Raw genomic sequence first — 26,872 nt, 5'->3', positions numbered from 1 at the left:
GTAACTCCAGCCGCCGCGTACTTAGGCTAAGATTATGACCCGCACATATGCTTGCCAGCCTGTGCGGGTTTTCTTTATCCTAAGCGTGAACCTGATGGGTATCAGCCACATAGTTCACCTCCAAAAGGAGAGCAAAGCCCCTGCCTGGGTCGGGGTGGCTCATCCTCCCCGACGCGCCCGCTGGCTTGGCGCTTGCTGCTTTTGCCCCCATCCCGAATTGATGAACCAATTTTCAGTTGGTGAATAGCCTTTTTCAACATGAGGACGAAATGACTGACGCCACTACGCGCTTCATCGTCATCAGCGGCGGACCCGGATCGGGGAAGAGCACGCTGATCGACGCACTCGAACAGCACGGCTACGCCCGCACCGTGGAGGCCGGACGCGCCATCATTCAGGATCAGGTTGCCATTGGCGGCACGGCCCTGCCCTGGGGCGACCGCGCTCTCTTCGCCGAGCTCATGTTATCGTGGGAAATACGCTCATACCGCTTGGCGCAAGATCAAACAGGGCCGGTCTTCTTTGATCGCGGCGTGCCGGATGTGATCGGCTATCTTTCGCTTTGCAACTTGCCCGTACCGCCGCATATGGAAGCGGCAGCACAGCAGATTCGTTATAACAAAACAGTGTTTCTCGCCCCGCCATGGCCGGATATTTTTGGGCAAGATGCCGAGCGCAAGCAGGATTTCGACGAGGCTGTGTGCACCTTCACGGCGATGGAAACAACCTATCGCCGGTTCGGATATGAAATCGCGCTCCTGCCGAAAACTTCGGTTGAGGAGCGCGTTGCGTTCATTCTGGAAAAGCTGCCGTCAGTTTTCTTCTGACGCTGACGGCTTTTCTTCCTCGTTCGCGGTCGCGGTTTCTGCTGCAGCTGCACGATCCGCTGCCTCGCGGCGGTTCCATGCGGCAAGGCTGAACGGCAAAAACGCCAGATAGGCCAAAGCCGTCAGGCTCAGCGTCTGCCATGTGAAGCTCATCAGGAACGCCACGTAGACGACCACGCAGAGGATCAGCGGCATGACGATATCGCGGCGCACGAGGCTGCCCGCCGATTTGCCGTTATAGACTGGCAGGCGGCTCACCAGCAGGAACGCGATGGCTACCGTATAGATGGCGACGCCGAAGGCCAGCCCGCGCGAGGGCGTCAGGCCGAGAAAACCGAGATAGACCGGCAGCAGCACCAGCATGGCCCCTGCGGGCGCAGGCACGCCGATGAAATAATTGCTCTGCCATGCAGGCCGGTTCGGGTCTTCCAGCATCACATTGAAGCGCGCAAGACGAAGGCAGCAGGCAATCGCATAGAGAAGACCGGCGATCCAGCCGAAGGAACGCGCCTGATCCAGCATGAAAGCATAAAGCACCAGCGCGGGCGCAACGCCGAAATTGACGATATCGGCCAATGAATCCATCTGCTCGCCGAATTTCGACGAGCCTTTCATCATGCGCGCGACACGTCCGTCGATGCCGTCGAGAAATGCCGCAACCAGCACCATAGCGACGGCCAGCTCGAAGCGGTTTTCGAAAGCAAGACGAATCCCGGTCAGACCAGCGCAAATGGCCAGAACCGTAATGAGGTTCGGAATAACAATACGCAGCGGTATCTGCGACAGCTTTGGGCCGCGGGATGAATCCACGCGGCCATTGGGCTCAAAAGGCGGAAAAGGTGTTCCCATCGGCTACGCAATCCGGACGACGGGTTCGCTACGGTTGCTGCCATAATCGGCAAGCACCGTTTCACCGGCAACCGCCGTCTGACCGACGGCAACGCGCACAGTCGCATCGGCGGGCAGATAGACATCGACGCGGGAACCGAAGCGGATAAGGCCAAAACGTTCTCCGACCGACAGATCGTCATCCTGATTGGACCAGCACACGATTCGGCGCGCCACCAGACCAGCGATCTGCACCACGCCGACCTTGCCATGCGGGCTCTCGATCAGAACGCTGTTGCGTTCGTTTTCGGTGCTGGCCTTGTCGAGTTCGGCATTGAGGAACTTGCCCGGGCGATGCTCGACCTTAACGATCTGACCACGAACCGGCGAGCGGTTGATGTGCACGGAAAAAACATTCATGAACACGGAAACGCGCGTCAGCGGCTCGTAACCGAGATCAAGCTCCGCAGGCGGAATGGCCGGGCCGACAAAGGATACCTTGCCGTCAGCCGGGCTGATGACGAGATCGTCGTCCATCGGCGTCACGCGCTCGGGATCACGGTAGAAATAGATGCACCAGACCGTCAGCACCATGCCGATCCAGAACAGCGGGTCCCACAACCAGCCAAGGATCAGCGAAACCACGAAAAAGCCCGCTATGAACGGATAGCCTTCCCGGTGAATCGGCACAAAAGTGTTGCGGATAGTGTCAGTCAGGCTCATCGCTTGTTCCTCGCGTTTCGCCGTATGTAGCGCATCCCTTCCAGAATCTCAAAATGCATTTCGCAATTTATGCACGACTGTCAGGTGGCGTGATCACTCCGCCGCAGGCGTTCCGCGCACAACCACGCCCATATCGTCGCTTTCGCGCACCTGACGCAGGCGTTCTTCGGCCTCGTCAGCCTCACGCTGGCGATCCCACATCGAAGCATAAAGGCCTTTGTGCTTCAGAAGCTGGCGATGCGTGCCGCGCTCGGCGATCAAGCCATCCTTCAACACGATGATTTCATCCGCGCCGATCACCGTCGAAAGCCGGTGCGCGATAACCAGCGTCGTGCGGCCACGGCTGACGATATCCAGCGCCGACTGGATTTCCTGCTCGGTCGCCGTGTCCAGCGCCGAGGTCGCTTCATCGAGGATCAGGATCGGCGGTGCTTTCAGGATCGTGCGCGCAATCGCCACGCGCTGCTTTTCGCCGCCTGAAAGCTTCAGGCCGCGCTCGCCCACCATGGACTTATAGCCGTCCGGCAGATGCTGGATGAAACGGGAGATCTGCGCCATTTCGGCTGCCTTCTCCACCTCTTCCTCGGTCGCATCGGTGCGGCCATAGCGGATATTATAGGCGATGGTGTCGTTGAACAGCACCGTATCCTGCGGCACCATGCCGATAACCTTACGCAGGCTTTCCTGCGTCACATCGCGGACATCCTGCCCGTCGATGGTCACCGAGCCCGACTGGATATCGTAGAAGCGGAACAGCAGCCGCGAAATCGTGGACTTGCCCGCGCCCGAAGGCCCGACAATCGCCACCGTCTTGCCTGCCGGAACTTCAAAACTGATGCCCTTGAGGATTGGACGGTTGGAATCATAGGCAAAATGCACGTCATCGAAGCGGATCGCGCCCTTGTCAACCTGCAGCGGCTTGGCGCCCGGCTTGTCACTCACTTCCTGCTTTACGTCGAGCAGGTCGAACATCTGTTCGATATCGGTCAGACCCTGACGGATTTCGCGATAGATGAAGCCGATGAAGTTGAGCGGAATGGAAAGCTGCATCAACAGCGCATTGATGAACACGAAATCGCCGATGGATTGCGTTCCGGCGCGCACTTCCAGCGCCGACATCACCATGACGATCGCCATGCCGACACCGAAGATCACCGCCTGACCGAAGTTCAGCCAGCCGAGTGAGGTCCAGGTCTGGGTCGCAGCCTTTTCATAACGCGCCATGGAGCTATCGAAACGCTTGGCCTCCATCGCCTCATTGCCAAAATATTTCACGGTCTCGAAGTTCAGCAGGGAGTCGATAGCCTTGGTGTTGGCGTCCGTATCGGAATCATTCATCTCGCGACGGATGTTAATGCGCCAATCGCTCGCCTTGATGGTGAACCACGTATAGAGCCACACCGTCGCCGCGACGACGACCAGATAGGAAATGCCGTAGGAGACGGCGAAGATCACCGCCGTCATTGCAAATTCCAGAATGGTCGGCAGAGTGTTGAGAATGGTGAAGCGGACGATGGTTTCGATGCCCTTCGTGCCGCGCTCGATCACGCGTGACAGGCCGCCCGTGCGCCGCTCCAGATGAAAGCGCAGCGAAAGCTGGTGCATGTGCACGAACGTCCGATAGGCGAGCTGACGCACCGCATATTGGCCGACACTGGCAAACAGCGCGTCACGCAGCTGGTTGAGACCGGCCTGCACGACCCTCGATCCGTTATAGGCCACCACCAGCATGACCGCACCGGTCAGGAAGAGCGGCACATAGCCCGGCGCTTGCAGCTGCCCGTTCAGCGCATTCGTCGCCCATTTGAAGAAATAGGGAACGAGAATGAGTACGATCTTCGAAATGACCAGATAGAACGTCGCCCACACCACGCGCATCCGCAGGTCCGGCCTGCCCTCGGGCCACATATAGGGCCAGAGATTGCGCAGGGTCTTGAATGTTTCGCCGGATTCGGCAGAAACCGTTTTGGAGGAGCTCATCAGGCGTTCTTTCGGGTCAGATCATAACGTGCAACAACCACCGGCGAATGCGGCAAGGTGGGTGCGAATGGCATTGATTTGCTGCCAGTTGACGCTGTAGCGCGAAGACTGGCGTTCGGGTCGATAGTCGATCAGCCTTGCGGTCACGAGAACCTTCAAATGCTGCGAAACGGTGGATTGGGCGAGATCCAGCCTGCCGACAATGTCCTTGCAGCAGCAGGCGTCCTCAAGGATCAGCTGCCGTAAGATGGCGATACGCACCGGATGCCCCAGCGCGGCATAGATCCGCGCGGCATCCTCGTCGCCTTTCGCCATCGTGCCGAGATCGGCTGCGGGCTGATCATTCATGGAAATCTTCATCGTATATCGACGATAAACGATTATACCTTAAAGCACAAGATTTCACGGCGTCTTTTCCAAAAAACGCCGTGAATGTAAAAACAAGCTATCGTGATTGTTAAGTAGCACGACAGTTGCAAATTCGTCAGGCCGTGGCGAAACGAGTGATTTTCGAGCACCGGAGCGGAGCGTACTTTTGGGTACGTGAGCACCGGAGCACAGGAAATTGCTCGTTGCAGACCGGCATCACGAAGAATGCAACTGTCGTGGTAGAACGAAGACTGGTCAGTTTTGACGTTCTTGCCTCTGGCGCTTCACTTCCTCATCGCCCAGTGGCTCTTTGGGCATGTGGAACACCTGCCCCGGCCAGATGAGGTCCGGATTCCTGATCTGCTCGCGATTGGCCAGATAGATCGTCGTGTAGCGTGTGCCCTTGCCATAAGCGCGCTTGGAAATCGTCCACAGATTATCGCCGCGGCGGATGATCACCGAACCATCGACCTTTTGCAGCGCGGCCTTGTCCTCGGCACCGGCTTCCGCGGGCGCAGCGCCGCTGGCGGCGGGGGCGACCGCCGAAATATTCGCGCCAGCCTCGCGACGGAACGGCACACGCGCAGTTGCGACGATACGATTGGCATTGTCGAGAAGATCGGCGCGAATGATGTAATCGGCAACAGCCAGCGGCTGCGTGCTCTGCACGAGGAAACGGCCTTCCGGCGAAACGGCGCTGGAGCCGATCAGAATATCGTTGGCATGGACGATCACGCGGTTTCCGCCCTTGGCGTTGCCTGCCACGAAGATGGCGTCTCCTTCGATTTCCACCGCTTCGATGGCAATCGGAAGTTCTTCCGCAGGCTTGGCCTGCGAACTTTCGCCCGGTGTCGGCGCTGTAGCCGCGCCATTCGACGGACCGGAAGCGCTGTCGGCGGGCTGCGCGGGAGCCGCTTCGGGCTTGGTGATCAGGCGGCTTGCTGCGCCCGGCTCTTCAACCAGCGCCAGAACCTGTCCGCTTTTTGAATCCGGCACGGAGACAATGGCGGTTTGGGCGGAAGTGGCAACCTTGTCCTGCCCCGAGGCGCGCAGCACCAGCTGATGATCGCCCGGCTTCAAAGGATCGTCCAGCACCACGACGAAATCGCCATTGGGGCCTGCCTTGGCCTTGCCGAGAACACTGGCGCCCGCCACGACTTCGACATCCGAATTTGGCATGGCCTTGCCTGCAATCACCACGGAACCGTCCGGTTCTACGCGCAAGACGTCGAAGATCGGCGTCTGGTGTTGCTGTTCCGGTTCAACGGCAGCCTGTTCGGCAGGGGTGGTCGGCTTATCGGCCTTTGGCGCAGCCGCAGCGGATTGCGCTGGGGGTGTTTCCGTCTGGGGCGTTTGCGGCTGTGCTGCCTGTTGTCCGCCGCCGGAAGCGGCGGGCGCAGAAACGCCGGCCTTAGTTGTATCAGGCTCTGTCTTTTTCGCGTTCCAATAAAGACCGAGCCCGACAATAACCGCCATCACGCCAGCGCCGAGCAATCCAAAGCTGTTCTTCTGCATTTCGTTTCGAAACCCACGCCAGAGACTTGCGCGTTTCCGGTTAAAACGGAGACTTTGGAACCGCGCTATCTATTTTTTTTTCTGCGCATCATCCAACACAAACCGCTACGCAGTTTTGCTGGAAATGCTAACTTCTTCCCCTGTCGCATTATCCAACGCAAAACCGCTTCGCACTTTTGCTGGAAATGCTCTCTAGAACGGGTTTATAGCTTTTGGCTTCCCCCCACAACAAATCTGCACCGAATTAGCGAAAGCTACGAGGGTTTTTCTTAGCTTGCTTATTGTTCTGCACAGCTTGTAGGCTTTTCCTGCTCCGGGTCGTCCATAAGATTGTAGAGACTGGCCTCCGGGCCCTTGGTCCACCAGACATAAACGCCACCGGCATATTTCGCGCCAGAGCCGGAAATGACGTTGGAAGCGACGACGGTTTCATCATCCAGCTCAAGCTCGGCAAGCGAAATATCACCAGCATTGTAATAGGTAACGGACACGTCCTTTTCGCCGCATTTATAAAGGACGGAATTGGTCGTCACCGCCGTATCGTCCGGCAGTTTGATGGTAATTTCAGCAGCCGATGCCACCGAGGTGGTCAGAGACAGTGCAAAAAGTGCGACGGACAATTTCATGGGTGACAACATTTTCAAATTCACTCCGGTTAGATTTGAAATACAGGAGTTAGGATAGCCGCCGCCAATGTACAGGACATGAACGGATTTTACGCCACTGCGGCGTGACGCCCGACTTGACGCTTACGCAGCAAAAGCCCAAAAAAGCACTATGTCTGAGATTCGATCCATTTGCGTTTATTGCGGCTCTTCCATGGGCCAGAACCCCATCTATCGCGAAGCGGGACTGGCGCTTGGCCGCTCGATTGCCGAGCATGGTCTGCGCCTTGTCTATGGCGGCGGCACACGCGGCATCATGGGCGCGGTGTCGCAGGGCGTGATGGAAGCTGGCGGCGAAGTCACCGGCATCATCCCGACTTTCCTGCTCGACAAGGAAGCAAGCCTCGAAAAGGCGGAACAGCTGACCGAACTGATCGTCGTTGACGATATGCACGAGCGCAAGCACCTGATGTTCCAGAAGTCGGATGCATTCGTCACACTGCCCGGCGGCATCGGCACGGTCGAGGAAATCGTCGAGATGATGACTTGGGGACAGCTCGGCAAGCATCGCAAGCCGATGGTCTTCGCCAATATCAACAATTTCTGGCAGCCCATGCTGTCGCTGCTCGACCATATGCGCGCAGAAGGGTTTCTCCATACCGCCCATCAGGTACAGCCGCTGGTCATCGACCGGGCGGAAGACATTGTGCCGGCCATCATCGCCGCCAATGGTAAGCCGCGCGAAGGCGATCCCGAAATCATCGAAAAGATGTGAGCCCTCCCCCTCGCAAGGGCGGCCTTCTTATTCGTTTTGCATTGAACCATCTGTACCACCCGTACAGATGGTTTTGTTTTTAAAGCATAATCCGCCCGGAGTGAAACGAGGATCGATAAGATTATGCTTGAAATATAGAAGCTTAGAGCGCCGATCTGATTCATTCAGATCGGCGCTCTAAGCACGCAACCGCCACCACGGCCCATTGAAAAACATTCACCCATATGGTTGACTATTTCCATGGATGACGTATATTCAACCTTACGGGTGAATAATGAACGAAGATGCTCTGTCACATATTCTCAAAGCCGTCGGAGACGTTACGCGACGGCATATCTTGACGCTGCTCGTACAGGAGGGGCCATCAAGAGTGACTGCGCTCGCCGCTCATTTCGACATGTCGCTCAACTCGGTCTCCAAGCACATCAAGGTGCTGGAGGAGGCAGAATTGGTCACCCGCAAGACTTTGGGCCGCGAGCATTTCATTGCCGCCGAACTGGAACCAGTACGGGAAGTGGAAAACTGGTTTGCGGAACTGAAGTCTGTCTGGGAACTGCGCCTGACGGCGCTGGAGGATGTACTCGTTTCGAAGGAACAGGAAAATGAGTGAGCTTGAACTGACAGTCAATCGCAGGATCGCCGCTCCCCGGGAGAAGGTTTTCAATGCATGGCTCTCGCCCGCAACGCTGGCGAAATTCATGCGCGCATCAAGCGACAGCACCGGTCCGTCCGATGTCAGCACGGATGCGGTGAAAGGCGGTCGCTTTTCCATTTTGATGCACATGGTCGACCGCGACGTGCCGCATTCGGGCACCTATCTGGAAATAGACCCCCATGCGCATCTGGCGTTCACGTGGAATTCGCCGCATTCGCTGGACGACAGCGTCGTGACGATAGACCTGAAGGAAGTGGACCCGAACACCACGGACATCACGCTGAAGCAGGTCAAATTCCGCAGCCCCGAAGCGCGCGACGGCCACATCAAAGGCTGGACCACCATTCTGACGAATTTCGACGGACTAGCCAACTGACCCTGATGATCGAAATAAAAATGCCGGGCGCTCTGCCCGGCATTTATCGCATTATTTCTTCACCAGCGTCGCCACCGCTTCCACATGCGGCGACCACAGGAACTGGTCGATGGGCGTGACGCGCTGGATGCGATAGCCGCCCTTCAGCAGAATGGCGAGATCGCGGGCGAGCGTCACCGGGTTACACGACACGGCAACCACCCTTTCCACCTTGGACTTAGCCAGTTCCTGCGCCTGTTCTTCGGCGCCCGCACGCGGCGGATCGAAGACCACGGCGTTGTATGGCAGCAATTCCTTCGGCATCAGCGGACGGCGGAACAGGTCGCGCCGCTCGACCGAGACAGGCTTCAAGCCCTGCACATGGCGCACGCCACGATCGAGCGCCGCCAGAGCAGCCGCGTCGCTTTCCACCGCATGGACAGCGCTTTTCTCTGCGATTCTGAGTGCAAACGTGCCGACGCCGCAGAAGAGATCAGCGACGCGCTTCGCCTTGCCGACATGGTTCAGCACCAGCGCCGTCATGGTTTCCTCGGCTTCAGCCGTCGCTTGCAGAAAGCAGCCGGGCGGCACCGGCACCGGAACCTTGCCGAAATGGATCAGTGGCTTTTTCGGCTCGACGATGATTTCGCCCTCGTGGGAAAGACGCGCAAAGCCTTTCTTGATGACCAGCGCGGTCAGGGCGCGGCGCTGGTCGTCATCCAGCACACCGCAGCCGCTTGCCGCCAGATCGAGGCCGGATGCCGTCAGTGTTGCCGCCAGCTTGAACGGTTTGGAACCGGGGGCCAGCAAAGCGCCGACATCGCGCAAATCGTCGAGGCGCGCGATGATTTCCGGCACGGTGACCGGGCATTCGACAATATCGATAATTTCGTGGCTGAGATGGCGATTGAAGCCGAGCAGAACGCCCTTCTCGGTCTTGCGCACCGCAAAAACGGCCCGGCGGCGCGTATGCGGCGCGCAAGCCACCAACGGTTCAACCTCTACGTCGATGCCCCTGCCCTTCAGGGCCGAGACCACCAGTTCGCGCTTCCAAAGGCGATAGGGTTCGTCCTGCCAGTGTTGCAGCGCACAACCGCCGCAGGCTTCGAAATGCTCGCAGGCCGGGTCCTGCCGTTCTGGCGAGGCTTCCAGCAAGGCCATCAGTGTCGCGCGGTTCTTGTCGCGCGCCACATTGGCCACTTCGCCCGGCAGGGTGAAAGGCACATAAATCTGACCATCGGGAAGATTGGCGACGCCATCGCCGCCCGCACCAATCGAGCGGATATTAACTTGCCCCGTTACTGGCGTCGTCATTGGTCTTTCTTTCCTGCCAAGAGATATTCACGATTGCCATCACCACCTTCGATGGGCGACGGGCAAAGGCCGAGCGCGCGCCAGCCAGGCTGCGTCTCAAGCCAAAGTTTGAGTTCTTCTGCGATGCGTTCGCCGTCTGCCGTGTCGCGCAAAATGCCGCCCTTGCCGATGGCTTCACGTCCTGCCTCGAATTGCGGCTTCACGAGAAGCGCGCAGATAGCATCTTTTTGCGCAAAGGCCAATGCTGGGGGCAAAGCGAGCTTCAGCGAGATGAAACTGACATCCGAAACGACGCAGTCGATGTCGCGTCCATCGAGATGGATAAGCTCCAGCGCGCGGGCGTTAACGCCTTCCCTGTTGGTGACTTGGGCGTTACCACGCAGGCGCTCGTGCAACTGGTCGTGTCCGACATCGATGGCGATGACATGGCTTGCGCCGCGTTCCAGAAGCACCTGTGTAAAACCACCAGTCGATGCGCCAATATCGAGCGCCGTGCGCCCTTTCACAACGAGGTCGAAATGATCAAGCGCCGCAATCAGTTTCAACGCGGCGCGGGAGACATAGGCGCTGGCAGGATCGTCCACCGCGACTGCCGCGTTGTGCGCCACGGTCTGGCCCGGCTTGGTGACGGCTTTGCCATCCACCTTGACCGTGCCGCGCTGGATCGCATCGCGAGCGCGCGAGCGCGTGGCGAACAATCCGCGTTCCACCAGCAACTGGTCAAGGCGCGCCCTGAAATCAGGCACGGAACGGTGTCGCGATATCTTCGCGACCAAGCGCGGAAAACACCGTGTGCACGATACCGGCGCGGTCGAGACCGGCGCTGGCATACATCGCATCCGGCTTGCCGTGATCCTGATATAGATCGGGCAGCGTCAGCGCACGAACCTTGAGGCCACGATCCAGCAAACCATCGGTGGCGAGGAATTGCAGCACATGCGAGGCAAAGCCGCCTACCGCACCCTCTTCGACCGTCACCAGCACTTCATGCTCACGGGCGAGACGACGGATGAGATCGTGATCGAGCGGCTTGGCAAAGCGCGCATCAGCAACTGTCGTCGAAAGTCCGGCAGCGCCCAGTTCATCGGCGGCGGCAAGGCATTCCTGCAACCGCGTCCCGAAGGATAGCAGCGCTACTTTGGTGCCTTCGCGCACGATGCGGCCCTTGCCGATTTCCAGCACCGAGCCGCGCTCCGGCAGATCGACGCCAACGCCGTCGCCGCGCGGATAGCGGAAGGAAATCGGGCTTTCGTCATATTCGGCGGCAGTGCGCACCATATGGCGCAGTTCGGCCTCGTCGGAAGCCGCCATGACGACAAAGCCCGGCAGAGCGGCGAGGAAACCCGTATCGAAGGAGCCTGCATGGGTGGCGCCATCGGCACCCACCAGACCGGCGCGATCGATGGGGAAGCGAACCGGAAGGTTCTGGATCGACACGTCATGCACGACCTGATCGTAGCCGCGCTGCAGAAAGGTCGAATAAATGGCGCAGAACGGCTTGAAGCCCTCGCTGGCGAGACCCGCTGCAAAGGTAACCGCGTGCTGTTCGGCAATGCCCACATCGAAGGTGCGCTGCGGAAAAACTTCGCCGAAAAGGTCAAGCCCGGTGCCGGTCGGCATGGCGGCGGTGATGGCCACGATCTTGTCGTCGTGACGTGCTTCCTCGATCAGGCTGGTGCCGAAAATCTTGGTATAGCTCGGCGCATTTGCGGGCGGCTTCGCCTGCTTGCCGGTGATGACATCGAACTTGTTGACGCCATGATATTTGTCGGCAGCAGCTTCCGCAGGCGCGTAGCCCTTGCCCTTCTGCGTCACCACATGGATCAGCACCGGGCCTTTTTGCGTGTCACGAACATTTTTCAGCACGGGCAGAAGATGGTCGAGATTATGCCCGTCGATAGGCCCGACATAATAGAAGCCCAGCTCTTCGAACAGCGTGCCGCCGGTGAAGAATGCGCGGGCATATTCTTCCGACTTGCGCGCCTTGTCCTGAAGGAATTTCGGCAGTTTCTGCGCTACCTGCTTGGCGGCTTCGCGGACGCTGCGATAGGTGCGGCCCGAAACGAGGCGCGCCAGATAGGCGCTCATCGCGCCGGTCGGCGGCGCAATCGACATGTCGTTGTCGTTGAGGATCACGATCAGCCGCGCATCCAGCGCACCGGCATTGTTCATCGCTTCATAGGCCATGCCCGCCGACATGGAACCGTCGCCGATGACGGCAATGACATTGCGCTTTTCGCCGGAAAGATCGCTGGCCACCGCCATGCCGAGACCGGCGGAAATCGACGTCGAGGAATGCGCCGCGCCGAATGGATCATATTCGCTCTCGGAACGCTTGGTGAAACCGGACAAGCCGCCTTCCTGCCGCAGCGTGCGGATGCGGTCGCGACGACCGGTCAGGATCTTGTGCGGATAGGCCTGATGGCCAACATCCCAGATGATGCGGTCATGCGGCGTGTCGAAGACATGATGCAGCGCGACCGTCAGCTCGACCACGCCCAGTCCCGCGCCCAGATGCCCGCCCGTGGTGGACACGGCGTCGATCAGCTCGGCGCGCAGTTCTGCCGTCAGTTGCGGCAGGTCCTGCTCCGGCAAAGCGCGCAGGCGATCCGGGGTCGGCGCCTTGTCGAGCAATGGGGTGTTGGGTCGGGACATCTAAACAACCTGTCTTTGGGATTATCTGGATTGGTCGTCGGTATAGCAGCATCGCGGCCAGATCAAGCAGCGCAGGCCGATCTGGGCCAATATGCCCAAGCTAACACCATAAGGCTATCATTCAGGCAAAGGTATGAAATCCTGTTCGTCGCCCGGCACGATATCGAAACGACCTGTGCGCCATTCTTCCTTGGCCTGCTCGATGCGCTCCTTGGAGGATGAAACGAAATTCCACCAGATGTAACGTTTCGAGCCAAGCGCCGCACCGCCGAAAAGCATGATATGCGCGCCTTCAGGCCCGGCCTGCACGACGATATCGTCACCGGGGCGGAAGGCCAGCAGCCGGTCGGGCGGAAACACTTCGCCGCCAATGCCCACATTGCCGCTCAGCGTATAGATCGCGCGTTCTTCCGCTGTCGGCGGGATGGGAAAACGACCATGCGGCTTGATGCGGATATCGGCATAAAGCGTATCGGCATGCTGGATGACCGGCGATTTCAGCCCATGCATCGAACCAATGATCAGGCGACCGTCAAATTCGGGATCCGTCATCAACGGCAGATCGGGCGCATTGGTATGATAGAAATGCGGGTCGATTTCTTCCAGCGCATCGGGCAGCGCCAGCCATGTCTGCACGCCGGAAATCGAGAGCGGCCCATTGCGTTCTTCTTCGGGCGAGCGCTCCGAATGCACGATACCGCGCCCGGCTGTCATGAGGTTCACATCGCCGGGCCGCACCACCATTTCCGTGCCGAGGCTGTCGCGATGACGGATATGACCATCAAACAGATAGGTCACCGTCGAAAGACCGATATGAGGATGCGGGCGCACGTCGAGCGCATCGCCATCGCGCAGCACTGCCGGTCCCATGCGGTCGAAGAAAATGAACGGCCCCACCAGCCTGCGGCGAACGGTCGGCAGCGCGCGGCGCACTTCCAGCCCGCCAATGTCGCTTGTGCGCGGAATTACCAGCGTCTCAATCGCATCCACTGTCGTCTTGTCGCCAAGCACCGGATCGGGACAGGGGAAAAAGCTCATGAGACATCCTTTCCAACCGGATCAGCCGCAAAACCAGCCGATCAAATCTGTTCAAAACAAAACCGCACCGGCAGGCCGGTGCGGTCCGCATTCATCAATATGGCGCTAGCTCCACGCTTTTCCAGAGCCGCATTATCCTACGCATTGAAGCGGGATCAGAAATCAGTCCAGTGGACTGATTTCCCCGCGTAGGCGCTACGCACTTTTGCTGGAAACAGCTTTTTCCTACGCATTATCCTACGCAAAACCGCTACGCACTTTTGCTGGAAATGCTTTAGCGACCCTGCAACAGCTTGGAAAGCGCGTTGGTGTCCGGCACCTGACCGTTGGCGGTCAGCTTGTCCACCAGACCCGGCAACACCTGCGAAAGCTGGTTCAGCAATTCCTGCTGGTCAATGCCTGCATGCTGGGCAATTTCGCTAAGCGTCTTCTGGCCAATAGCATCGCCAAGCTGGCCCGGCTCGATGGGGTGGTTCTGCCCCTGGCCGACCCAAGATTCAACCTTTTCACCAAGACCTGCCTGGTTCAGTTGTTCCAGCAGGCCGCCAAGGCCACCGCTGAGCGGACCCGGCGCGGAAGGTGCTGCCGATGCGTTGCCCGCAGCAGCGCCACCAAGCAGGCCACCAAGCCCGCCGAGAATGCCACCGAGCAATCCACCACCAAGCCCGCCAGCCTGACCCGCAGACGGTGCAGCCGAAGCATTACCGGCAGCGCCGCCGCCAAGCAGGCCACCGAGAAGATCGCCCAAGCCGCCGCCAGCCTGAGACTGGTCAGGCACCGGCTGCGCCTGCGTCGGTGCGGGTTCTTCCTTGCTGCCGCCGAGCATCTTGCCAACCAGCAACGCGCCAAGTGCAATCATGATTGGCTTGGCAAGACTGCCGCCGGGGATCGGCGAACCGTTTGAGTTATCGTCGTAACTACCCATGACGCAATACTCCCTGTTATCCCATGCAGCTTGACGTGCATGCGGTAAGTTGAAGTTAAAACGATTTCTCGTTTTGACAAGCATATTAACTTGCCTCTGCGCAATAAATATGAAAATTTTCCGCGAGCGCGAAACAAATGTTTATCTGCGCTTCGGGAGATATAAGATGTCTGTAATAAGCTGGATCATACTCGGCCTGATTGCTGGCTTCGTCGGCAGCAAAATCGTTAATAAAAGCGGTCAAGGCGTCTTCTTTGACATCGCATTGGGTATTGTCGGCGCAATCGTCGGCGGCGTGCTTTCATCTTCACTGTTCGGGCGCGGCGTCACCGGCGCATTCGATCCGATCAGCCTTATCATCGCCATTGTCGGCGCAGTCATCGTGCTTTGGGCCTATCACGCCATCACCGGCAAACGTTCTATCGGCTGATATTTTGATTTATATGTTTCCGGCTCCGGTCCGCGCCGGAGCCGTTTGCGTTTCAGGACCAGCGGTTTCTCAGCAAAGATGTTGAATTTATGAGCTTTCTCGAACCCTACATCACAGCCTATGGCGCGTTGGCGCTGTTCGTCATCGTCTATTTCGAGTCGTTCGGCGCGCCGCTTCCCGGCGAAAGCGCGCTGATCGCAAGCTCGCTTCTGGCGCTGCACGGCACGCTGAATATCGAAGCCGTGCTGCTGGCGGTGTTTATCGGCGCGGTGCTGGGCGATTGCACCGGCTATCTGATCGGGCATTTCGGCGGGCGCAAGCTGATCCTGCGCTATGGCCATCTGGTCAAGCTCACGCCGGAAAGGCTCGATCAATTTGAAAAGCTGTTCGACAGCAAGGGGTTTTATGTGGTCGCGACGGCGCGCTTCGTCGTTCTGTTGCGCCAGCTCAACGGCATTGTTGCGGGCTCCATGAATATGAACCCGCTGCATTTTCTGGCTGCAAATGTGATCGGCGCTGCCGGGTGGACGCTCTGCTGGGGCCTTGGCCCCTATTTGCTGAGCGGCGTGCTCGCGCCCTATGTCTCTCAACTCAGGGCGCTGTTCTAACTATTCCGCGTCGAGCGGTTCCGTGCCGACAGGCTGACCATCGCGGCCGATGCGGATTTTTTCGACCTTGTCTTCCGCCGATTTCAGCAGCGTGTCGCAATGCTTCTTCAGCGCTTCGCCGCGCTCATAGATGCGAATGGATTCTTCCAGCGGCACATCGCCCCGCTCCAGATCATCGACGATCTTTTCAAGCTGCTTGAGGGCATCCTCGAAGCTCATGACCGCAATATCGGCGTTGGACGGTTCGGTTACCATGATTCATCCTTTCAACAGCCGCGTAATATGCGTAGATGCAGACTGCGACAAGCCCTCTAGATCATATCCACCCTCCAGCACACTCACGAGCCGGTGATCGCAGAAGCGTTCCGCCCGTTCCATGAGTTTGCCGGTCGCCCAGTCGAAGTCCGCCTCGTCGAGATTGATCTCGGCCAGCGGATCGCGAAAATGAGCATCGAAGCCAGCCGAAATAAGGATCAAATCTGGCCGGAAGTTGTCCAAAGCGGGCAATACACGACTATTAAATGCTTCGCGAAATTCGCGGCTGCCCGTAGTGGGTGATAGCGGCGCATTGACGATATTGCCGACGCCGGTTTCATCCTTCGCGCCCGTGCCGGGATAGAGCGGAAACTGATGCGTGGAGCAGAACAGAACGCTTGGATCGTCCTGAAAAATATCCTGCGTTCCGTTGCCATGATGCACGTCCCAATCGATGATGGCGACCCGCTCGGCACCGTGTCGGCGCTGCGCATGACGAGCCGCAATGGCAATCGAATTGAACAGGCAAAAGCCCATGGCGCGCTCACGCTCGGCATGATGGCCCGGCGGGCGTGCAGCGACAAAGCCGTTGCTGGCAGTGCCTGAAAACACGTCATCCACCGCGCCCATCGTCGCGCCGATGGCGGTCAGTGCCGCCTCCATGCTTTTCGGGCTGACATAGGTGTCGCCGTCGAGCTTCACGACGGGCTGCGGCGCTTCTTCATCCTCGACCGGCTCCGGGATTTTGGCACGCACCGCGTCAAGATGCTCTTCCGGATGGGCGAGAAGGATCGCGTCTGCGCTCGCCTTCGATGCCTCGACCCGGTCGAGCCGGTAGAAATCCGGCCCTTCCAGCTCGCTCATCAGCGCGCGAATGCGATCCGGGCGCTCGGGGTGCCCGGACGGTGTCAGATGTTCCAGATAGATCGGATGCCAGTAAAGCCGTGTCGTCATGCGTACACTATAGCATCAGGCGAGCACATGACCATGACGGCCCTGTGCATATCCTGCTTGCAATCTTCAGATGATTTCGGTGCGGGCAATGCCGATGCCGAAACCTTCGAGGCCGACATAGTGACGCTCGCGCGAGGCCAGCAGCACGATGGAGGTGATGCCCAGATCCTTCAGGATCTGCGCGCCAAGGCCGATCTGACGCCATTCTTCTTCACGGGCGCGGGCTTCCGCATGGCTTTCATGCTCGCCTGGCAGATTATCGCGGGCGCGCGCATCGTGATGATCGGCGCGAACACCGACCGAACCTTCACGCAGATAGACCAGAACGCCCCGGCCTTCCTTACCCATGCGCTCCATGATCGCGTCAAGATTGCTGCCACCCTTGCCGAACACGTCGTTCAGCACGTCTTCGCGATGCAGGCGCACCGGCACTTCCTCCCCATCGCGAATATCGCCGAACACCACCGCCACATGCTGCATCGGCTCCCATGGCAGTTCGTAAGTGTAGGCGTGGGCATTGCCAGCGCAGGTCTTGATCGCCGCATCGCCGACACGCTTGACCAGCGTTTCCTTGCGCTGACGATAGGCGATGAGGTCTGCCACCGTCACGCGGTGCAGCGAATGTTTTTCGGCGAAAGCGGTCACATCGGGGCCGCGCATGACCGAGCCGTCATCATTGACCAGTTCGCAGATGACGCCGATGGGCGGCAGATTGGCGAGCTTGCAAAGATCGACGGCAGCTTCGGTATGGCCCGAGCGCATCAAAACGCCGCCTTCGCGCGCGATCAGCGGGAAAATATGACCGGGACGCACAAAATCATCCGCACCTGCATTCGGGTTCGCCAGATTGCGCGCCGTCAGCGTGCGGTCTTCCGCCGAAATGCCGGTGGTCGTGCCATGGCGATAATCAACCGTGACCGTGAAAGCGGTGGTGTGGGCGGATTCATTCTCGGCGACCATCGGCGCGAGATTGAGGCGCTTCGCTTCCTCACGCGGCATCGGCGTGCAGACGATGCCCGATGTGTGGCGCACGATGAAGGCCATCTTTTCCGGCGTGCAATGCACGGCGGCAACGATCAGGTCGCCTTCGTTTTCGCGGCCATCATCGTCCATGACGACGACGATCTCGCCGCGCTCGAAAGCGCGCAATGCATCCACAACCTGCTTCTGATTATAGCTCATCGACATACACCTCTGTTAAATCCGCCTGCCTTGGCCGTATTTTCCTCAGACGCGGCCAGTCTGGCCGCGGTGACGCAGATAATGATCCGCAATGGCGCAAGCGACCATCGCCTCGCCAATCGGCACGGCGCGGATGCCCACGCATGGATCGTGACGTCCCTTGGTCATCACGTCCACTTCCTTGCCGTCCTTGTCGATGGAGCGGCGCGGCGTCAAAATGGAAGACGTCGGCTTGACCGCAAAGCGCGCCACCACCGGCGCGCCGGTGGCGATGCCCCCCAAAATGCCGCCGGCATGGTTGGACAGGAACAGCGGCGTGCCGTCATTGCCCATCCGCATTTCATCGGCATTTTCTTCGCCGGTCAGGCGGGCAGCCTCAAAGCCATTGCCGATTTCGACACCCTTCACGGCGTTGATCGACATCAGCAGGCTGGCAATATCCTGATCGAGCTTGCCATAGATCGGCGCGCCTATACCGGCGGGCACGCCTTCGGCCACGATCTCGATCACCGCGCCGACCGACGATCCGCTCTTGCGAATGCCGTCGAGATAATCCGCGAACAATTCGACCGACCCGGCATCCGGCGAGAAGAAAGGATTGTTGTCCACTTCCGACCAGTTCCAGCGGCGGCGGTCGATGCCGTGTACGCCCATGGCGACCAGCGCGCCCTTGACTTCAAGGCCCGGCACGATCTTGCGCGCAATGGCGCCAGCCGCCACACGGGCCGCCGTTTCCCGCGCCGACGAGCGGCCCCCGCCACGATAATCGCGAATGCCATATTTGACGTCATAGGTGTAATCGGCATGACCCGGACGGTACTGGCGGGCGATCTCGCCATAATCCTTGGAGCGTTGATCGGTGTTTTCGATCATCATTGAGATGGGTGTGCCGGTGGAGGTCATGGTCACGCCGTCTTCGCCGAGAAGAACGCCGGATAGCACGCGCACCTGATCCGGCTCGCGACGCTGGGTGGTATATTTGGACTGACCAGGTTTGCGCTTGTCGAGATAGGACTGAATTTCAGCTTCGGTAAAGGTGATGCCGGGCGGGCACCCATCCACGATGCAACCGAGCGCCAGACCGTGGCTTTCGCCCCAGGTGGTTACGCGGAACAGATGACCGAAACTATTATGAGACATGCGCGACGCCTGACTAAAATGACCCCGGAACGCCCCGGAGGCGAACCCTGACGGGCAGGATACTAGCTACTTCACCGGGCGTTTTATTGAGCTTTTCGGGATCGGTCAAATCATGGCCACCGCCGACCCGAAATTTCCTTCGGATCATCCCGTTCCGGTATTTTTTTTGACACATTCGACACGCTAGATTGAGGGCAACAAAGAGCAAGTCGCTAATAAACAAATGGCGACGTGGTGTCGATTCGGTGAAGTCTTGCTTCACGACAATGAAACCGGGCGAAAGAGCGGGCAAAGGAACGGAAAACCATGCAGTATCTGGTCGGATTGATCCTCATTCTCGCCTCGCTGTTTTCGACAGTCGCCATGGCCGACGATGCCGAAGGCAAGATCACGTCCATCAACAAGGATAGCGAAACGCTTTCACTCGATGACGGCAAGACTTACAAACTGCCCGGCGAATTCGATTACAGCGCCATCAACAAGGGCATGAAGGTCATCATCATCTACGATATGGTGGATAATACCCGCTTCATCACCGACATTCAGGAAGCGCCGTAAGCCGCAGACCAAAAACTGTCTTAAAGTGACTGCGGGCTATTATGACAATAAGTCCGCAGTCGCGAATAGCTTGCGTTAATCGATTTTCGAGAAATAGCTCACAAGGCGCTTCGCAGTTTCTCTGGCCAGATCATTATCATAGACAATGCCAAAACCCGCCGCACCCATTTGATGCCCGGAATGACGGTAACGATAGCCGACGTCATCATCAGGAACGTAAATCTTGCCGACGCGGTACGGCCACTTGAGTTCCAGACTGGCGGTATTCATCGGGCCAGACCTGTTATGACCGATTGTGACTGATTTTCCTTCGTCAGTCGTCAACTCCAACAGATCCACGAAACCGCTGCTGTTACCGCTGATCTTGCTGAGATGGTCCCATTTGGTCGTTGAACAATCGAGCACTTTTTCACGAACCTGCATATCTCTCGGTCGTCCGAAATAACCCATTTGATCCTTGTGGTTTTCATAGCAGACCATGAGACCTGTCGGCCGCACATGATAGGTATCGCTTTCGGCACTTTCCCCCAAAGTGACGGATTTTATCTTGTTGTCTTTCAATGCCGGGGTGATGGACTGACATATCGCCGGTCCCTTCATATTGTCCCCACCGTCGGACCATGGGATTTGGATAATGAGGCCGGGCAAAGCCAGATCAACCTCAATATCTTTTTTCTCCAGAAAAGCTTCAATATTCCATATCTGCAAATATACGATCGCACCGGCCTGGAAAAAATGATTTACTTTAAATAAGGAGTTATAATAATCAGCACCTCCTCCAGTTTCTAATGATTTTTTTATATAATCATCATGCTTTATTTTTACGGAAGAAATGTATTTCTTTGAACAATCTATCAGGTCTCTGAGAGCTCTTTTTTCATACTCGATATTCCCATCGCTAATGGAAACTTTATCTCCGTTGTGAATAACTTCCAATCGAAATGCGATGATAATATTGACTAAAGCACAATAGGCCGGAGAAAAGAAATACTCATATTTATGGCCTTTCAGTTCAAAGTTTTTTTCCAATCCTATAAAATATGCTGTGTAGGTGTTATATAATTTTTGAGCTTGTTCCTTGTCTCCCGCGTTGAGCACCTCGGAAAAGCTTCTGACCTTATCGCCGCATTCGGCAATTTTGCCCTGCAATACACCCCACTGGCTCTGGTCGATCTCTTCACCAACAAGCGTCTGAACCTCCTGCTTGATCTGGGCCCAGACATCCGGCGCGTCTTTTGGCCAGAACGTGTTCACGAGCGTCTTTAACAGAGACCCGACGACAGGAACGAAGCCTGCAAAAAAGGCCAGTATATCTCTTGCCGCATCCAGAGGATCTACATCGAATCCAAGTTCAACGCGCGCAGGTACACCATTTTTCAACAGCAATTCCGGCATTCGAAAAATCTCCAAATATAAATTTTGAAATCAAAGCAATAACACAGGATATCCCTTCCGTTTTACCGCAAGAAATATAAAGATAACGACCGATATGTCGTACTAAATAATTATCAAATTTATTTATTTTGTCGTCAATTATAACTGTATGAACGCAAGAAAATACCCGATTTTATTCTCGGGTAACTTTACAGATCAAACCCACTCCAGCTTGCCGTTTTCGAACTTCAGAATCTTGTCCTGCGGGATGGAGAGATTGGCGGCCTCGTGCCCCTCCAGATCGCCATAGAGATAAAACAATGTGCGAATGCAGCCGCCATGCGTGACGCAAACGGTTGGCCATTCCACGGCCTCCACCCAGCGACCAATGCGCTGCGACAGGCTCATATAGCTTTCCGCAGTCGTGCCCGGCGGGACGAAATTCCACTTGTCGCGGGCGCGCGCTTCCACCAGATCATTCCGCTCCCTGGCGATATCTTCCATCATGAAGCCCTGCCAGTCGCCGAAATTCACTTCCATCAACTGCGGATCGGTGCGGAAATCATAAGGGTCAAGACCCATGCGCAGCCGGATGCGTTCCATCGTTTCGCGCGTGCGGCGCAGCGGGCTTGCCACGAAATCGAAGCCCGCGCCGTCGCCGATCAGCGATTTCAGCATATCGCCGTTGCGATCAGCCTGGGTGCGTCCATGGGCGTTGATGTCGATATCGAGCTGCCCCTGAATGCGCTGCGAAACATTCCAGTCTGTTTCGCCGTGACGCGAAAAGTAGATGATCTCCCGGGCCAAAGCCTTACCTCTAAAGCGTTGCCAGTCGAAAACAGCTGTCGAAGCCGTTCCGGCTGTTCTTCTCTAAAACAGGGATAACTTTCCCGGTCCGGGAAAGACAAAGAAAAATCCCGAAAAGCGTCTCAACTTTTCGGGATTTCAAAAGGATCGTATCAGTCCTTGACGACTGAAATGTCCGGCGCGTCCACCGCCTTCATACCGATGACGTGGTAACCGCTATCGGCGTGGTGCACTTCACCCGTCACCGAACGCGACAGGTCGGAGAGGAAGTAGAGGCCGACATCGCCCACTTCTTCAATCGTCACGGTGCGGCGCAGCGGCGCGTTATACTCGTTCCACTTGAGAATATAGCGGAAGTCGCCAATGCCCGAAGCGGCCAGCGTCTTGATCGGGCCTGCCGAAATCGCGTTGACGCGGATGTTCTGTGGGCCGAGATCGACGGCGAGATACTTTACGCTTGCTTCGAGTGCAGCCTTGGCAACGCCCATGACGTTGTAATTCGGCATGACCTTCTCGGCGCCGTAATAGGTCAGCGTCAGGATCGACCCGCCATCGGCCATCAGCTTTTCCGCACGACGGGCAACCGCCGTCAGCGAATAGACCGAAATCAGCATCGTATTGGTGAAATTGGCTTCCGACGTATCGAGGTAGCGGCCGGTCAGTTCGTCCTTGTCGGAGAAACCGATGGCGTGCACCAGAAAGTCGATCTTGCCCCACTTCTTCTCAAGCGCGTCAAAAACAGCGTCGATGCTCGCGGCATCCGCCACGTCGCAATGACCGGCAACAAAAGCGCCAAGTTCTTCGGCAAGCGGCTCGACGCGTTTCTTCAATGCATCGCCCTGATAGGTGAATGCGAGTTCTGCGCCGGCATCGCGGGCGGCCTTGGCAATGCCCCAGGCGATGGAGCGGTTGTTGGCCACGCCCAGAATCAATCCACGCTTGCCCTGCAACAAACCAGACTGTGCGGTCATTAAGGGTCCTCATTGAAAAACTATAAACTTGTTGCCCTATCGCACAGGCTTGCATCACCTTCAAGCAATTGCAGCGAAAAAGCCGGGCATTGTCACTTTACTGCCGCAAAGCTACAACACCCGGCCCGCATTTTGGCCCGCGTGACCACAGAAAAAACAGTTCTGATCGATTGAAAAGCAATTCAATCGATCAGAATCGCATCAATTCTTATTGTGTGGCCTTATTGCCTCCCAAAGCGATTTTCCGCTTCGGGAGAACAATGTCAGCCTTCGCGGCGCTTCTGGAGGAATTCTTCTAGTTCCTTGTCACCGCCCTCCGGCAGCATGATGCGGATATGAACATAAAGGTCGCCGCGCCCGCCCGCTTTCAGCGGCAGGCCCTTTTCCTTCAGGCGCAGCACCCGATCCGAACTCGACCAGGCGGGAACCTTCACCGCAATACGCCCATCAAGCGTCTCGACCTCTTCCTTGCCGCCAAGGGCTGCATCGCTGAGATTGACCGGCAAATCCACATGCACGTCGCGCCCTTCAAGACGGAAACGCGGATGCGGCTTGAAGCGGATCGTCACAAGCGCATCGCCGGGCGTTCCGCCCATCAGCGGCTCGCCTTGCCCTTTCAAGCGGATGGTCTGGCCATCCTCGACATATTTCGGCAGCTTGATGTTGAGATGCTTGCCATTCGGGAAAATCGCCTCGACCTTCTCCGCGCCTGCCGCTTGCGACAGGGTCACGTCGATGGATGCGGACAGATCTTGGCCCTTGGCACTGCCGCCCGCGCGGCCACGCTGCCGTCCGCCGCCGCCAAAAGCACCGCCGAACAAATCGTTCAGAATGTCTTCTGCGCCGCTGAAGCCGCCGCCCTGACCGCCGGGACCGGAACGGAATTCGAAATGGCTATTGCCGCCGCCCTGGCGGAAGCCCGCAAACGGGTCGCCATGTGCACCGCCGAAACCACCGCCGCCCTGGAAACCCTGAAACAAGGGCTTGCCTTCGGCATCGATCTCGCCACGGTCGAACTGACCGCGCTTATCCTTGTCGCCGACGATTTCATAGGCCTGATTAACTTCCGCAAAGCGCTCCTGCGCCTTTGGATCATCCTGGTTCTGATCCGGATGGTGCTTTTTGGCCAGCTTGCGAAAGGCCGATTTTATTTCTTCGGGCTTCGCCGTTTTGGCGACGCCCAGCACGCTATAGGGATCGCGCATATAGTTCCTCATTCAGGAAAATGACTGTGAAGTCAGTGGTAAGACTCAATTGAGCCTAATATGCGCATCAGGCAAGAAAAGTTCCAGTCTGTACGGACGTCAGACTGCGCATATTGTCAGAGACTGAATCAAAAAGCGGCATGTGTGTGCGAAAATGGTGATTTTCGAGTACCGGAGCGGAGCGTACTCAAGGTACGTGAGCACCGGAACGGAGAAGATTGCCATTTGCAGCCACACAGGACGACTTTTGAAACAGGCTCTCAGATTGGCGCGAAGGCCGTGACCGTCCACTGGCCGCCGCGCTGCATGCAGGTTTCGCCGCGATAGATGGAAACGCCGTCAAAAGCTTCGCGTGAGGTCTCGAATTCACGGCAGAGCTGATCGTTCTTGTTGCTCTCGGCAACGGTCGTGATCGTGCCCTGGCTGCCAGTATCCGGATTGGTCCACGGCACCGGCTTCTTACCCCATTGCGTGAAGTTTAAAGCGGAAACCACGTTCTTGACTGTTGACTGATCGGAAAGCGTACTGGAATCCGGCACGGTCGGCTGCTGCACCGAACCGGTGATAGTGGTCGAATCAGGAACGGCCTTGTCGATGCTGACGCCACCCATGGCACAACCGGCCAGCGAAAACATCGTCATGCCGATCACGGCATTGCGCAGGGCCGCAGCAAAATCAACGGCAGAGCGGATATGTTTCTGGTGACAGACAGTTCCAGCAGCCAAACGCTACGTCCTCAATTTTACACGCTATGGATGCAGCGATTATGGCGGTGGTGGGTTAACAAGCGATGAGCTGGCAAGGTAAACAAAACCATACCAATGCACAACAGCAACTCTGTGGGTTTCCTCAGCCGACGGGCAGAAAAATCCACGCCCATTCTTGTGATGCGTCATATGCATTCAACCCCGCCCCCCGTCTCTGACCAGGAGGTGGACAAGACGCGCTTTATGGAGGAAGCTCGCGCCAGTTTTTCAGGTCGGGATTCCCGTCCCGGCTACGCCTATCACCACAATCATTCGAGAATAGTGGAAATGACCAGCTCAAGCGACGATTTCACCCTGTCTTCCCAGCCTTTCAAGCTTTTTGCTGAGTGGCTGGCCGATGCAGGCAAGACCGAACCGAACGATCCTAACGCCGTAGCGCTTGCCACCGTCGATCCTGATGGGCTGCCCAATGTGCGCATGGTGCTGCTGAAGGATTTCGACGAGCAGGGTTTTGTCTTCTACACCAATTATGAGAGCAAGAAGGGGCAGGAAATCCTGTCGGCTGAGAAGGCTGCCATGTGCTTCCATTGGAAGACGCTGCGCCGTCAGGTGCGCGTGCGTGGGCCGGTTGAGAAAGTCAGCGATGCCGAAGCCGACGCTTATTACGCCTCGCGTCCACGCGGCAGCCGTATCGGCGCATGGGCCTCAAAACAGTCGCGCCCGCTGGAAAGCCGTTTCGCGCTGGAAAAATCTGTCGCGGAATATACCGCGAAATATGCCATCGGCGACATTCCACGTCCGCCGCACTGGTCGGGCTTCCGCATCCGCCCGGTTTCCATCGAGTTCTGGCACGACCGCCCGTTCCGCCTGCATGACCGCGTGCTGTTTACCCGGCCCGTGCCGGAAGGCGACTGGAACAAGGACCGGCTTTATCCGTAAGGGAAAGAAAAGCTGCTACCCCCGCCCTCACCCTGAGGTGCGGAGCGTAGCGAAGCCTCGAAGGGGCGGCCCTTCGACAAGCTCAGGATGAGGGTCGCGCGTTTACGCCTGCCCCTCAATTACACAATCGGCTTGATCGCCACCCAGAGACTGCCGAAAACGAGGCCGAGGAAGATCAGCCAGCCGACGATATTGTTCGACTTGAATAGTTTCAGGCACTGGTCGGGGTTGTCGATATCGAGCACGATAATCTGGCGGTAGAGATGTACGCCAGCGGCCAGCAATCCGGCCAGCGCTGGCATCGGCACCTGCGCCACGGCGAAGGCGGCGGCAAAGAAACCGATAGCGCCACCATAAAGGATCATCAGTGCGGTCTTGGTGTGCTTCCCGAACAGGCGCGCCGTGGAACGCACGCCGACCAGCGCGTCGTCTTCCTTGTCCTGATGGGCGTAAATCGTGTCGTAACCGATGGTCCACAGGATCGCGCCGATATAGAGCAGCACCGGTGGCAATGAGAGCGATCCTTCGACCGCAGCCCAACCCATCAGCGCGCCCCATGAAAAGGCGAGACCCAGCACAAATTGCGGCCAGTCGGTAATGCGTTTCATGAAGGGATAGGCAGCGACGATCAAAAGCGAGAAAATGCCGAGCGCAATCGAAAACCAGTTGAATTGCAGCACCACGACAAGCCCGACCAGCGCTTGCAGGACGAGAAAGGCCTTGGCCTGACCGCGTGTCACCTGCCCGGCAGGCAGCGGGCGTGAACGGGTACGGTCCACCTGATCGTCGATATCCTGATCGACCAGATCATTATAGGTGCAGCCCGCGCCGCGCATGGCGATGGCACCAACCAGAAACAGGAACAGGTGCCAGATCGAAGGCACGACCGACCATGCGCCGTCACCGGGCTGCGCACCGGTGCCCGCCACCAGTGCCGCCGACCACCAGCACGGCCACAACAGAAGCTGCCAGCCAATCGGGCGATCCCAGCGCGCAAGCTGCGCATAGGGCCAAAGCGACTGCGGCAACAACTTATAGACCCAATGGCCCGACGGAGCGTCCTTTACGCGCCCTTGCGCATTGCGTGACTGAATCGATCCGTGTAGTTCGGGCTGTGACATGGCGAAATCCTTGATATATGCAGCCATCACTATAACCCCGACGAAGACGGAGCAAGC

The 26,872-nt window shown here is 57.7% G+C and carries 28 protein-coding genes and 1 pseudogene; 8 read left to right on the top strand and 21 right to left on the bottom strand.

Annotated features, from left to right (window positions below; all coding sequences use genetic code 11):
* Positions 1–269: 269 nt before the first annotated feature.
* Positions 270–827: an AAA family ATPase gene (locus FIC94_RS15060; RefSeq protein WP_140025440.1), complete on the top strand. Its 558-nt coding sequence runs from the start codon at positions 270–272 to the stop codon at positions 825–827.
* Here the strand turns inward: FIC94_RS15060 and pssA are convergent.
* The 6 genes and pseudogenes from pssA to FIC94_RS15030 all read right to left on the bottom strand — a co-directional run bounded on the left by pssA (position 813) and on the right by FIC94_RS15030 (position 6,868).
* A complete protein-coding gene (gene pssA, locus FIC94_RS15055; RefSeq protein WP_140025439.1) occupies positions 813–1,676 on the bottom strand; it encodes a CDP-diacylglycerol--serine O-phosphatidyltransferase in 864 nt (287 codons plus the stop codon). The two genes, FIC94_RS15060 and pssA, sit on opposite strands and share 15 nt — an antisense overlap.
* A 3-nt stretch (positions 1,677–1,679) precedes the next feature.
* Positions 1,680–2,384, bottom strand: a pseudogene (locus FIC94_RS15050) (phosphatidylserine decarboxylase); the annotation flags it as partial.
* 87 nt (positions 2,385–2,471) lie between these two features.
* Positions 2,472–4,358 (bottom strand): ABCB family ABC transporter ATP-binding protein/permease, encoded by a 1,887-nt coding sequence (locus FIC94_RS15045; RefSeq protein ID WP_140025438.1) that lies wholly within the window; start codon positions 4,356–4,358, stop codon positions 2,472–2,474.
* Between the two features lie 21 nt (positions 4,359–4,379).
* Entirely contained in the window at positions 4,380–4,706 is a 327-nt protein-coding gene (locus FIC94_RS15040) for an ArsR/SmtB family transcription factor (protein ID WP_349496900.1), read from the bottom strand.
* Positions 4,707–4,982: 276 nt separating this feature from the next.
* Positions 4,983–6,242 carry a LysM peptidoglycan-binding domain-containing protein gene (locus FIC94_RS15035; protein ID WP_140025437.1) on the bottom strand — a complete coding sequence of 420 codons (1,260 nt, stop codon included), beginning with the start codon at positions 6,240–6,242 and terminating at the stop codon, positions 4,983–4,985.
* Positions 6,243–6,520: 278 nt separating this feature from the next.
* Positions 6,521–6,868 carry an MliC family protein gene (locus tag FIC94_RS15030; RefSeq protein ID WP_109368462.1) on the bottom strand — a complete coding sequence of 116 codons (348 nt, stop codon included), beginning with the start codon at positions 6,866–6,868 and terminating at the stop codon, positions 6,521–6,523.
* Positions 6,869–7,019: 151 nt separating this feature from the next.
* Here FIC94_RS15030 and FIC94_RS15025 point away from each other — a divergent pair, with 151 nt between their 5' ends.
* The 3 genes from FIC94_RS15025 (at position 7,020) to FIC94_RS15015 (ending at position 8,653) form a co-directional block, all read left to right on the top strand.
* A complete protein-coding gene (locus FIC94_RS15025) occupies positions 7,020–7,622 on the top strand; it encodes an LOG family protein (RefSeq protein ID WP_109368461.1) in 603 nt (200 codons plus the stop codon).
* Positions 7,623–7,896: 274 nt separating this feature from the next.
* The gene (locus tag FIC94_RS15020; protein WP_140025436.1) at positions 7,897–8,232 is read left to right on the top strand and encodes an ArsR/SmtB family transcription factor; all 336 of its coding nucleotides are present in this window, start codon (positions 7,897–7,899) and stop codon (positions 8,230–8,232) included.
* Positions 8,225–8,653: an SRPBCC family protein gene (locus FIC94_RS15015; protein ID WP_109368459.1), complete on the top strand. Its 429-nt coding sequence runs from the start codon at positions 8,225–8,227 to the stop codon at positions 8,651–8,653. Before FIC94_RS15020 ends, FIC94_RS15015 begins: the two co-directional genes overlap by 8 nt.
* A gap of 51 nt (positions 8,654–8,704) precedes the next feature.
* Here the strand turns inward: FIC94_RS15015 and FIC94_RS15010 are convergent, their stop codons facing one another.
* From FIC94_RS15010 to FIC94_RS14990, 5 genes are all read right to left on the bottom strand, one after another.
* The gene (locus FIC94_RS15010; RefSeq protein WP_109368458.1) at positions 8,705–9,946 is read right to left on the bottom strand and encodes a class I SAM-dependent RNA methyltransferase; all 1,242 of its coding nucleotides are present in this window, start codon (positions 9,944–9,946) and stop codon (positions 8,705–8,707) included.
* The gene (locus FIC94_RS15005) at positions 9,943–10,692 is read right to left on the bottom strand and encodes a TlyA family RNA methyltransferase (RefSeq protein WP_235892022.1); all 750 of its coding nucleotides are present in this window, start codon (positions 10,690–10,692) and stop codon (positions 9,943–9,945) included. Before FIC94_RS15005 ends, FIC94_RS15010 begins: the two co-directional genes overlap by 4 nt.
* A complete protein-coding gene (gene dxs / locus FIC94_RS15000; RefSeq protein ID WP_109368456.1) occupies positions 10,685–12,601 on the bottom strand; it encodes a 1-deoxy-D-xylulose-5-phosphate synthase in 1,917 nt (638 codons plus the stop codon). The genes FIC94_RS15005 and dxs overlap by 8 nt, the downstream gene beginning before the upstream one ends.
* A gap of 117 nt (positions 12,602–12,718) precedes the next feature.
* Positions 12,719–13,639, bottom strand: coding sequence for a pirin family protein (locus FIC94_RS14995; RefSeq protein WP_109368455.1), 921 nt, complete (start codon positions 13,637–13,639; stop codon positions 12,719–12,721).
* Between the two features lie 274 nt (positions 13,640–13,913).
* On the bottom strand, positions 13,914–14,564 hold the full coding sequence (locus FIC94_RS14990; RefSeq protein WP_109368453.1) for a YidB family protein: 651 nt from the start codon (positions 14,562–14,564) through the stop codon (positions 13,914–13,916).
* A gap of 166 nt (positions 14,565–14,730) precedes the next feature.
* On the opposite strand from FIC94_RS14990, the gene FIC94_RS14985 reads away from it, so the two are divergent.
* Entirely contained in the window at positions 14,731–14,994 is a 264-nt protein-coding gene (locus tag FIC94_RS14985) for a GlsB/YeaQ/YmgE family stress response membrane protein (RefSeq protein ID WP_109370181.1), read from the top strand.
* A gap of 89 nt (positions 14,995–15,083) precedes the next feature.
* Positions 15,084–15,602, top strand: a complete 519-nt coding sequence (locus FIC94_RS14980; RefSeq protein ID WP_109368452.1) for a DedA family protein — start codon at positions 15,084–15,086, stop codon at positions 15,600–15,602.
* Here the strand turns inward: FIC94_RS14980 and FIC94_RS14975 are convergent, their stop codons facing one another.
* The 4 genes from FIC94_RS14975 to aroC all read right to left on the bottom strand — a co-directional run bounded on the left by FIC94_RS14975 (position 15,603) and on the right by aroC (position 19,133).
* Positions 15,603–15,857 (bottom strand): exodeoxyribonuclease VII small subunit, encoded by a 255-nt coding sequence (locus FIC94_RS14975; RefSeq protein ID WP_078338030.1) that lies wholly within the window; start codon positions 15,855–15,857, stop codon positions 15,603–15,605.
* 3 nt (positions 15,858–15,860) lie between these two features.
* Positions 15,861–16,811 (bottom strand): histone deacetylase family protein, encoded by a 951-nt coding sequence (locus FIC94_RS14970; protein WP_140025434.1) that lies wholly within the window; start codon positions 16,809–16,811, stop codon positions 15,861–15,863.
* A gap of 66 nt (positions 16,812–16,877) precedes the next feature.
* Positions 16,878–17,993, bottom strand: a complete 1,116-nt coding sequence (gene ribB, locus FIC94_RS14965; RefSeq protein WP_109370180.1) for a 3,4-dihydroxy-2-butanone-4-phosphate synthase — start codon at positions 17,991–17,993, stop codon at positions 16,878–16,880.
* Between the two features lie 45 nt (positions 17,994–18,038).
* Entirely contained in the window at positions 18,039–19,133 is a 1,095-nt protein-coding gene (gene aroC / locus FIC94_RS14960) for a chorismate synthase (RefSeq protein ID WP_109368450.1), read from the bottom strand.
* A 306-nt stretch (positions 19,134–19,439) separates the two neighbouring features.
* Here aroC and FIC94_RS14955 point away from each other — a divergent pair, with 306 nt between their 5' ends.
* The gene (locus tag FIC94_RS14955) at positions 19,440–19,691 is read left to right on the top strand and encodes a DUF1344 domain-containing protein (RefSeq protein ID WP_109368449.1); all 252 of its coding nucleotides are present in this window, start codon (positions 19,440–19,442) and stop codon (positions 19,689–19,691) included.
* A 75-nt stretch (positions 19,692–19,766) separates the two neighbouring features.
* Here FIC94_RS14955 and FIC94_RS14950 read toward each other — a convergent pair whose 3' ends face one another.
* The 5 genes from FIC94_RS14950 to FIC94_RS14930 form a co-directional block, all read right to left on the bottom strand.
* Positions 19,767–21,086 (bottom strand): insecticidal delta-endotoxin domain-containing protein, encoded by a 1,320-nt coding sequence (locus FIC94_RS14950; RefSeq protein WP_140025433.1) that lies wholly within the window; start codon positions 21,084–21,086, stop codon positions 19,767–19,769.
* Between the two features lie 195 nt (positions 21,087–21,281).
* Positions 21,282–21,872 (bottom strand): histidine phosphatase family protein, encoded by a 591-nt coding sequence (locus FIC94_RS14945; protein WP_140025432.1) that lies wholly within the window; start codon positions 21,870–21,872, stop codon positions 21,282–21,284.
* 152 nt (positions 21,873–22,024) lie between these two features.
* Complete coding sequence (fabI, locus tag FIC94_RS14940) at positions 22,025–22,843, bottom strand: enoyl-ACP reductase FabI (protein ID WP_109368447.1); 819 nt, start codon at positions 22,841–22,843, stop codon at positions 22,025–22,027.
* Between the two features lie 263 nt (positions 22,844–23,106).
* Positions 23,107–24,048: a DnaJ C-terminal domain-containing protein gene (locus FIC94_RS14935; RefSeq protein WP_140025431.1), complete on the bottom strand. Its 942-nt coding sequence runs from the start codon at positions 24,046–24,048 to the stop codon at positions 23,107–23,109.
* 260 nt (positions 24,049–24,308) lie between these two features.
* Positions 24,309–24,740: an RT0821/Lpp0805 family surface protein gene (locus tag FIC94_RS14930; RefSeq protein WP_328592139.1), complete on the bottom strand. Its 432-nt coding sequence runs from the start codon at positions 24,738–24,740 to the stop codon at positions 24,309–24,311.
* 342 nt (positions 24,741–25,082) lie between these two features.
* Here FIC94_RS14930 and pdxH point away from each other — a divergent pair, with 342 nt between their 5' ends.
* Positions 25,083–25,694 carry a pyridoxamine 5'-phosphate oxidase gene (pdxH, locus tag FIC94_RS14925; RefSeq protein WP_140025430.1) on the top strand — a complete coding sequence of 204 codons (612 nt, stop codon included), beginning with the start codon at positions 25,083–25,085 and terminating at the stop codon, positions 25,692–25,694.
* Between the two features lie 119 nt (positions 25,695–25,813).
* Here pdxH and ubiA read toward each other — a convergent pair whose 3' ends face one another.
* Complete coding sequence (gene ubiA / locus FIC94_RS14920; protein WP_109370178.1) at positions 25,814–26,815, bottom strand: 4-hydroxybenzoate octaprenyltransferase; 1,002 nt, start codon at positions 26,813–26,815, stop codon at positions 25,814–25,816.
* Positions 26,816–26,872: the final 57 nt, after the last annotated feature.

The organism is Ochrobactrum teleogrylli (assembly GCF_006376685.1).
GTDB classification, from domain to species: Bacteria; Pseudomonadota; Alphaproteobacteria; order Rhizobiales; family Rhizobiaceae; genus Brucella; species Brucella teleogrylli.
The sequence above is the reverse complement of the archived record's forward strand: the minus strand, read 5'-3'. Positions and strand labels throughout refer to the sequence as shown.

Excerpts from the sequence above, each read along its gene's own strand:
- FIC94_RS15060 (WP_140025440.1), top strand. The coding sequence starts at position 270 with ATGACTGACGCCACTACGCGCTTCATCGTCATCAGCGGCGGACCCGGA.
- pssA (WP_140025439.1), bottom strand. The coding sequence starts at position 1,676 with ATGGGAACACCTTTTCCGCCTTTTGAGCCCAATGGCCGCGTGGATTCA.
- FIC94_RS15045 (WP_140025438.1), bottom strand. The coding sequence starts at position 4,358 with ATGAGCTCCTCCAAAACGGTTTCTGCCGAATCCGGCGAAACATTCAAG.
- FIC94_RS15040 (WP_349496900.1), bottom strand. The coding sequence starts at position 4,706 with ATGAATGATCAGCCCGCAGCCGATCTCGGCACGATGGCGAAAGGCGAC.
- FIC94_RS15035 (WP_140025437.1), bottom strand. The coding sequence starts at position 6,242 with ATGCAGAAGAACAGCTTTGGATTGCTCGGCGCTGGCGTGATGGCGGTT.
- FIC94_RS15030 (WP_109368462.1), bottom strand. The coding sequence starts at position 6,868 with ATGAAATTGTCCGTCGCACTTTTTGCACTGTCTCTGACCACCTCGGTG.
- FIC94_RS15025 (WP_109368461.1), top strand. The coding sequence starts at position 7,020 with ATGTCTGAGATTCGATCCATTTGCGTTTATTGCGGCTCTTCCATGGGC.
- FIC94_RS15020 (WP_140025436.1), top strand. The coding sequence starts at position 7,897 with ATGAACGAAGATGCTCTGTCACATATTCTCAAAGCCGTCGGAGACGTT.
- FIC94_RS15015 (WP_109368459.1), top strand. The coding sequence starts at position 8,225 with ATGAGTGAGCTTGAACTGACAGTCAATCGCAGGATCGCCGCTCCCCGG.
- FIC94_RS15010 (WP_109368458.1), bottom strand. The coding sequence starts at position 9,946 with ATGACGACGCCAGTAACGGGGCAAGTTAATATCCGCTCGATTGGTGCG.
- dxs (WP_109368456.1), bottom strand. The coding sequence starts at position 12,601 with ATGTCCCGACCCAACACCCCATTGCTCGACAAGGCGCCGACCCCGGAT.
- FIC94_RS14995 (WP_109368455.1), bottom strand. The coding sequence starts at position 13,639 with ATGAGCTTTTTCCCCTGTCCCGATCCGGTGCTTGGCGACAAGACGACA.
- FIC94_RS14990 (WP_109368453.1), bottom strand. The coding sequence starts at position 14,564 with ATGGGTAGTTACGACGATAACTCAAACGGTTCGCCGATCCCCGGCGGC.
- FIC94_RS14985 (WP_109370181.1), top strand. The coding sequence starts at position 14,731 with ATGTCTGTAATAAGCTGGATCATACTCGGCCTGATTGCTGGCTTCGTC.
- FIC94_RS14980 (WP_109368452.1), top strand. The coding sequence starts at position 15,084 with ATGAGCTTTCTCGAACCCTACATCACAGCCTATGGCGCGTTGGCGCTG.
- FIC94_RS14975 (WP_078338030.1), bottom strand. The coding sequence starts at position 15,857 with ATGGTAACCGAACCGTCCAACGCCGATATTGCGGTCATGAGCTTCGAG.
- FIC94_RS14970 (WP_140025434.1), bottom strand. The coding sequence starts at position 16,811 with ATGACGACACGGCTTTACTGGCATCCGATCTATCTGGAACATCTGACA.
- ribB (WP_109370180.1), bottom strand. The coding sequence starts at position 17,993 with ATGAGCTATAATCAGAAGCAGGTTGTGGATGCATTGCGCGCTTTCGAG.
- aroC (WP_109368450.1), bottom strand. The coding sequence starts at position 19,133 with ATGTCTCATAATAGTTTCGGTCATCTGTTCCGCGTAACCACCTGGGGC.
- FIC94_RS14955 (WP_109368449.1), top strand. The coding sequence starts at position 19,440 with ATGCAGTATCTGGTCGGATTGATCCTCATTCTCGCCTCGCTGTTTTCG.
- FIC94_RS14950 (WP_140025433.1), bottom strand. The coding sequence starts at position 21,086 with ATGCCGGAATTGCTGTTGAAAAATGGTGTACCTGCGCGCGTTGAACTT.
- fabI (WP_109368447.1), bottom strand. The coding sequence starts at position 22,843 with ATGACCGCACAGTCTGGTTTGTTGCAGGGCAAGCGTGGATTGATTCTG.
- FIC94_RS14935 (WP_140025431.1), bottom strand. The coding sequence starts at position 24,048 with ATGCGCGATCCCTATAGCGTGCTGGGCGTCGCCAAAACGGCGAAGCCC.
- pdxH (WP_140025430.1), top strand. The coding sequence starts at position 25,083 with ATGACCAGCTCAAGCGACGATTTCACCCTGTCTTCCCAGCCTTTCAAG.
- ubiA (WP_109370178.1), bottom strand. The coding sequence starts at position 26,815 with ATGTCACAGCCCGAACTACACGGATCGATTCAGTCACGCAATGCGCAA.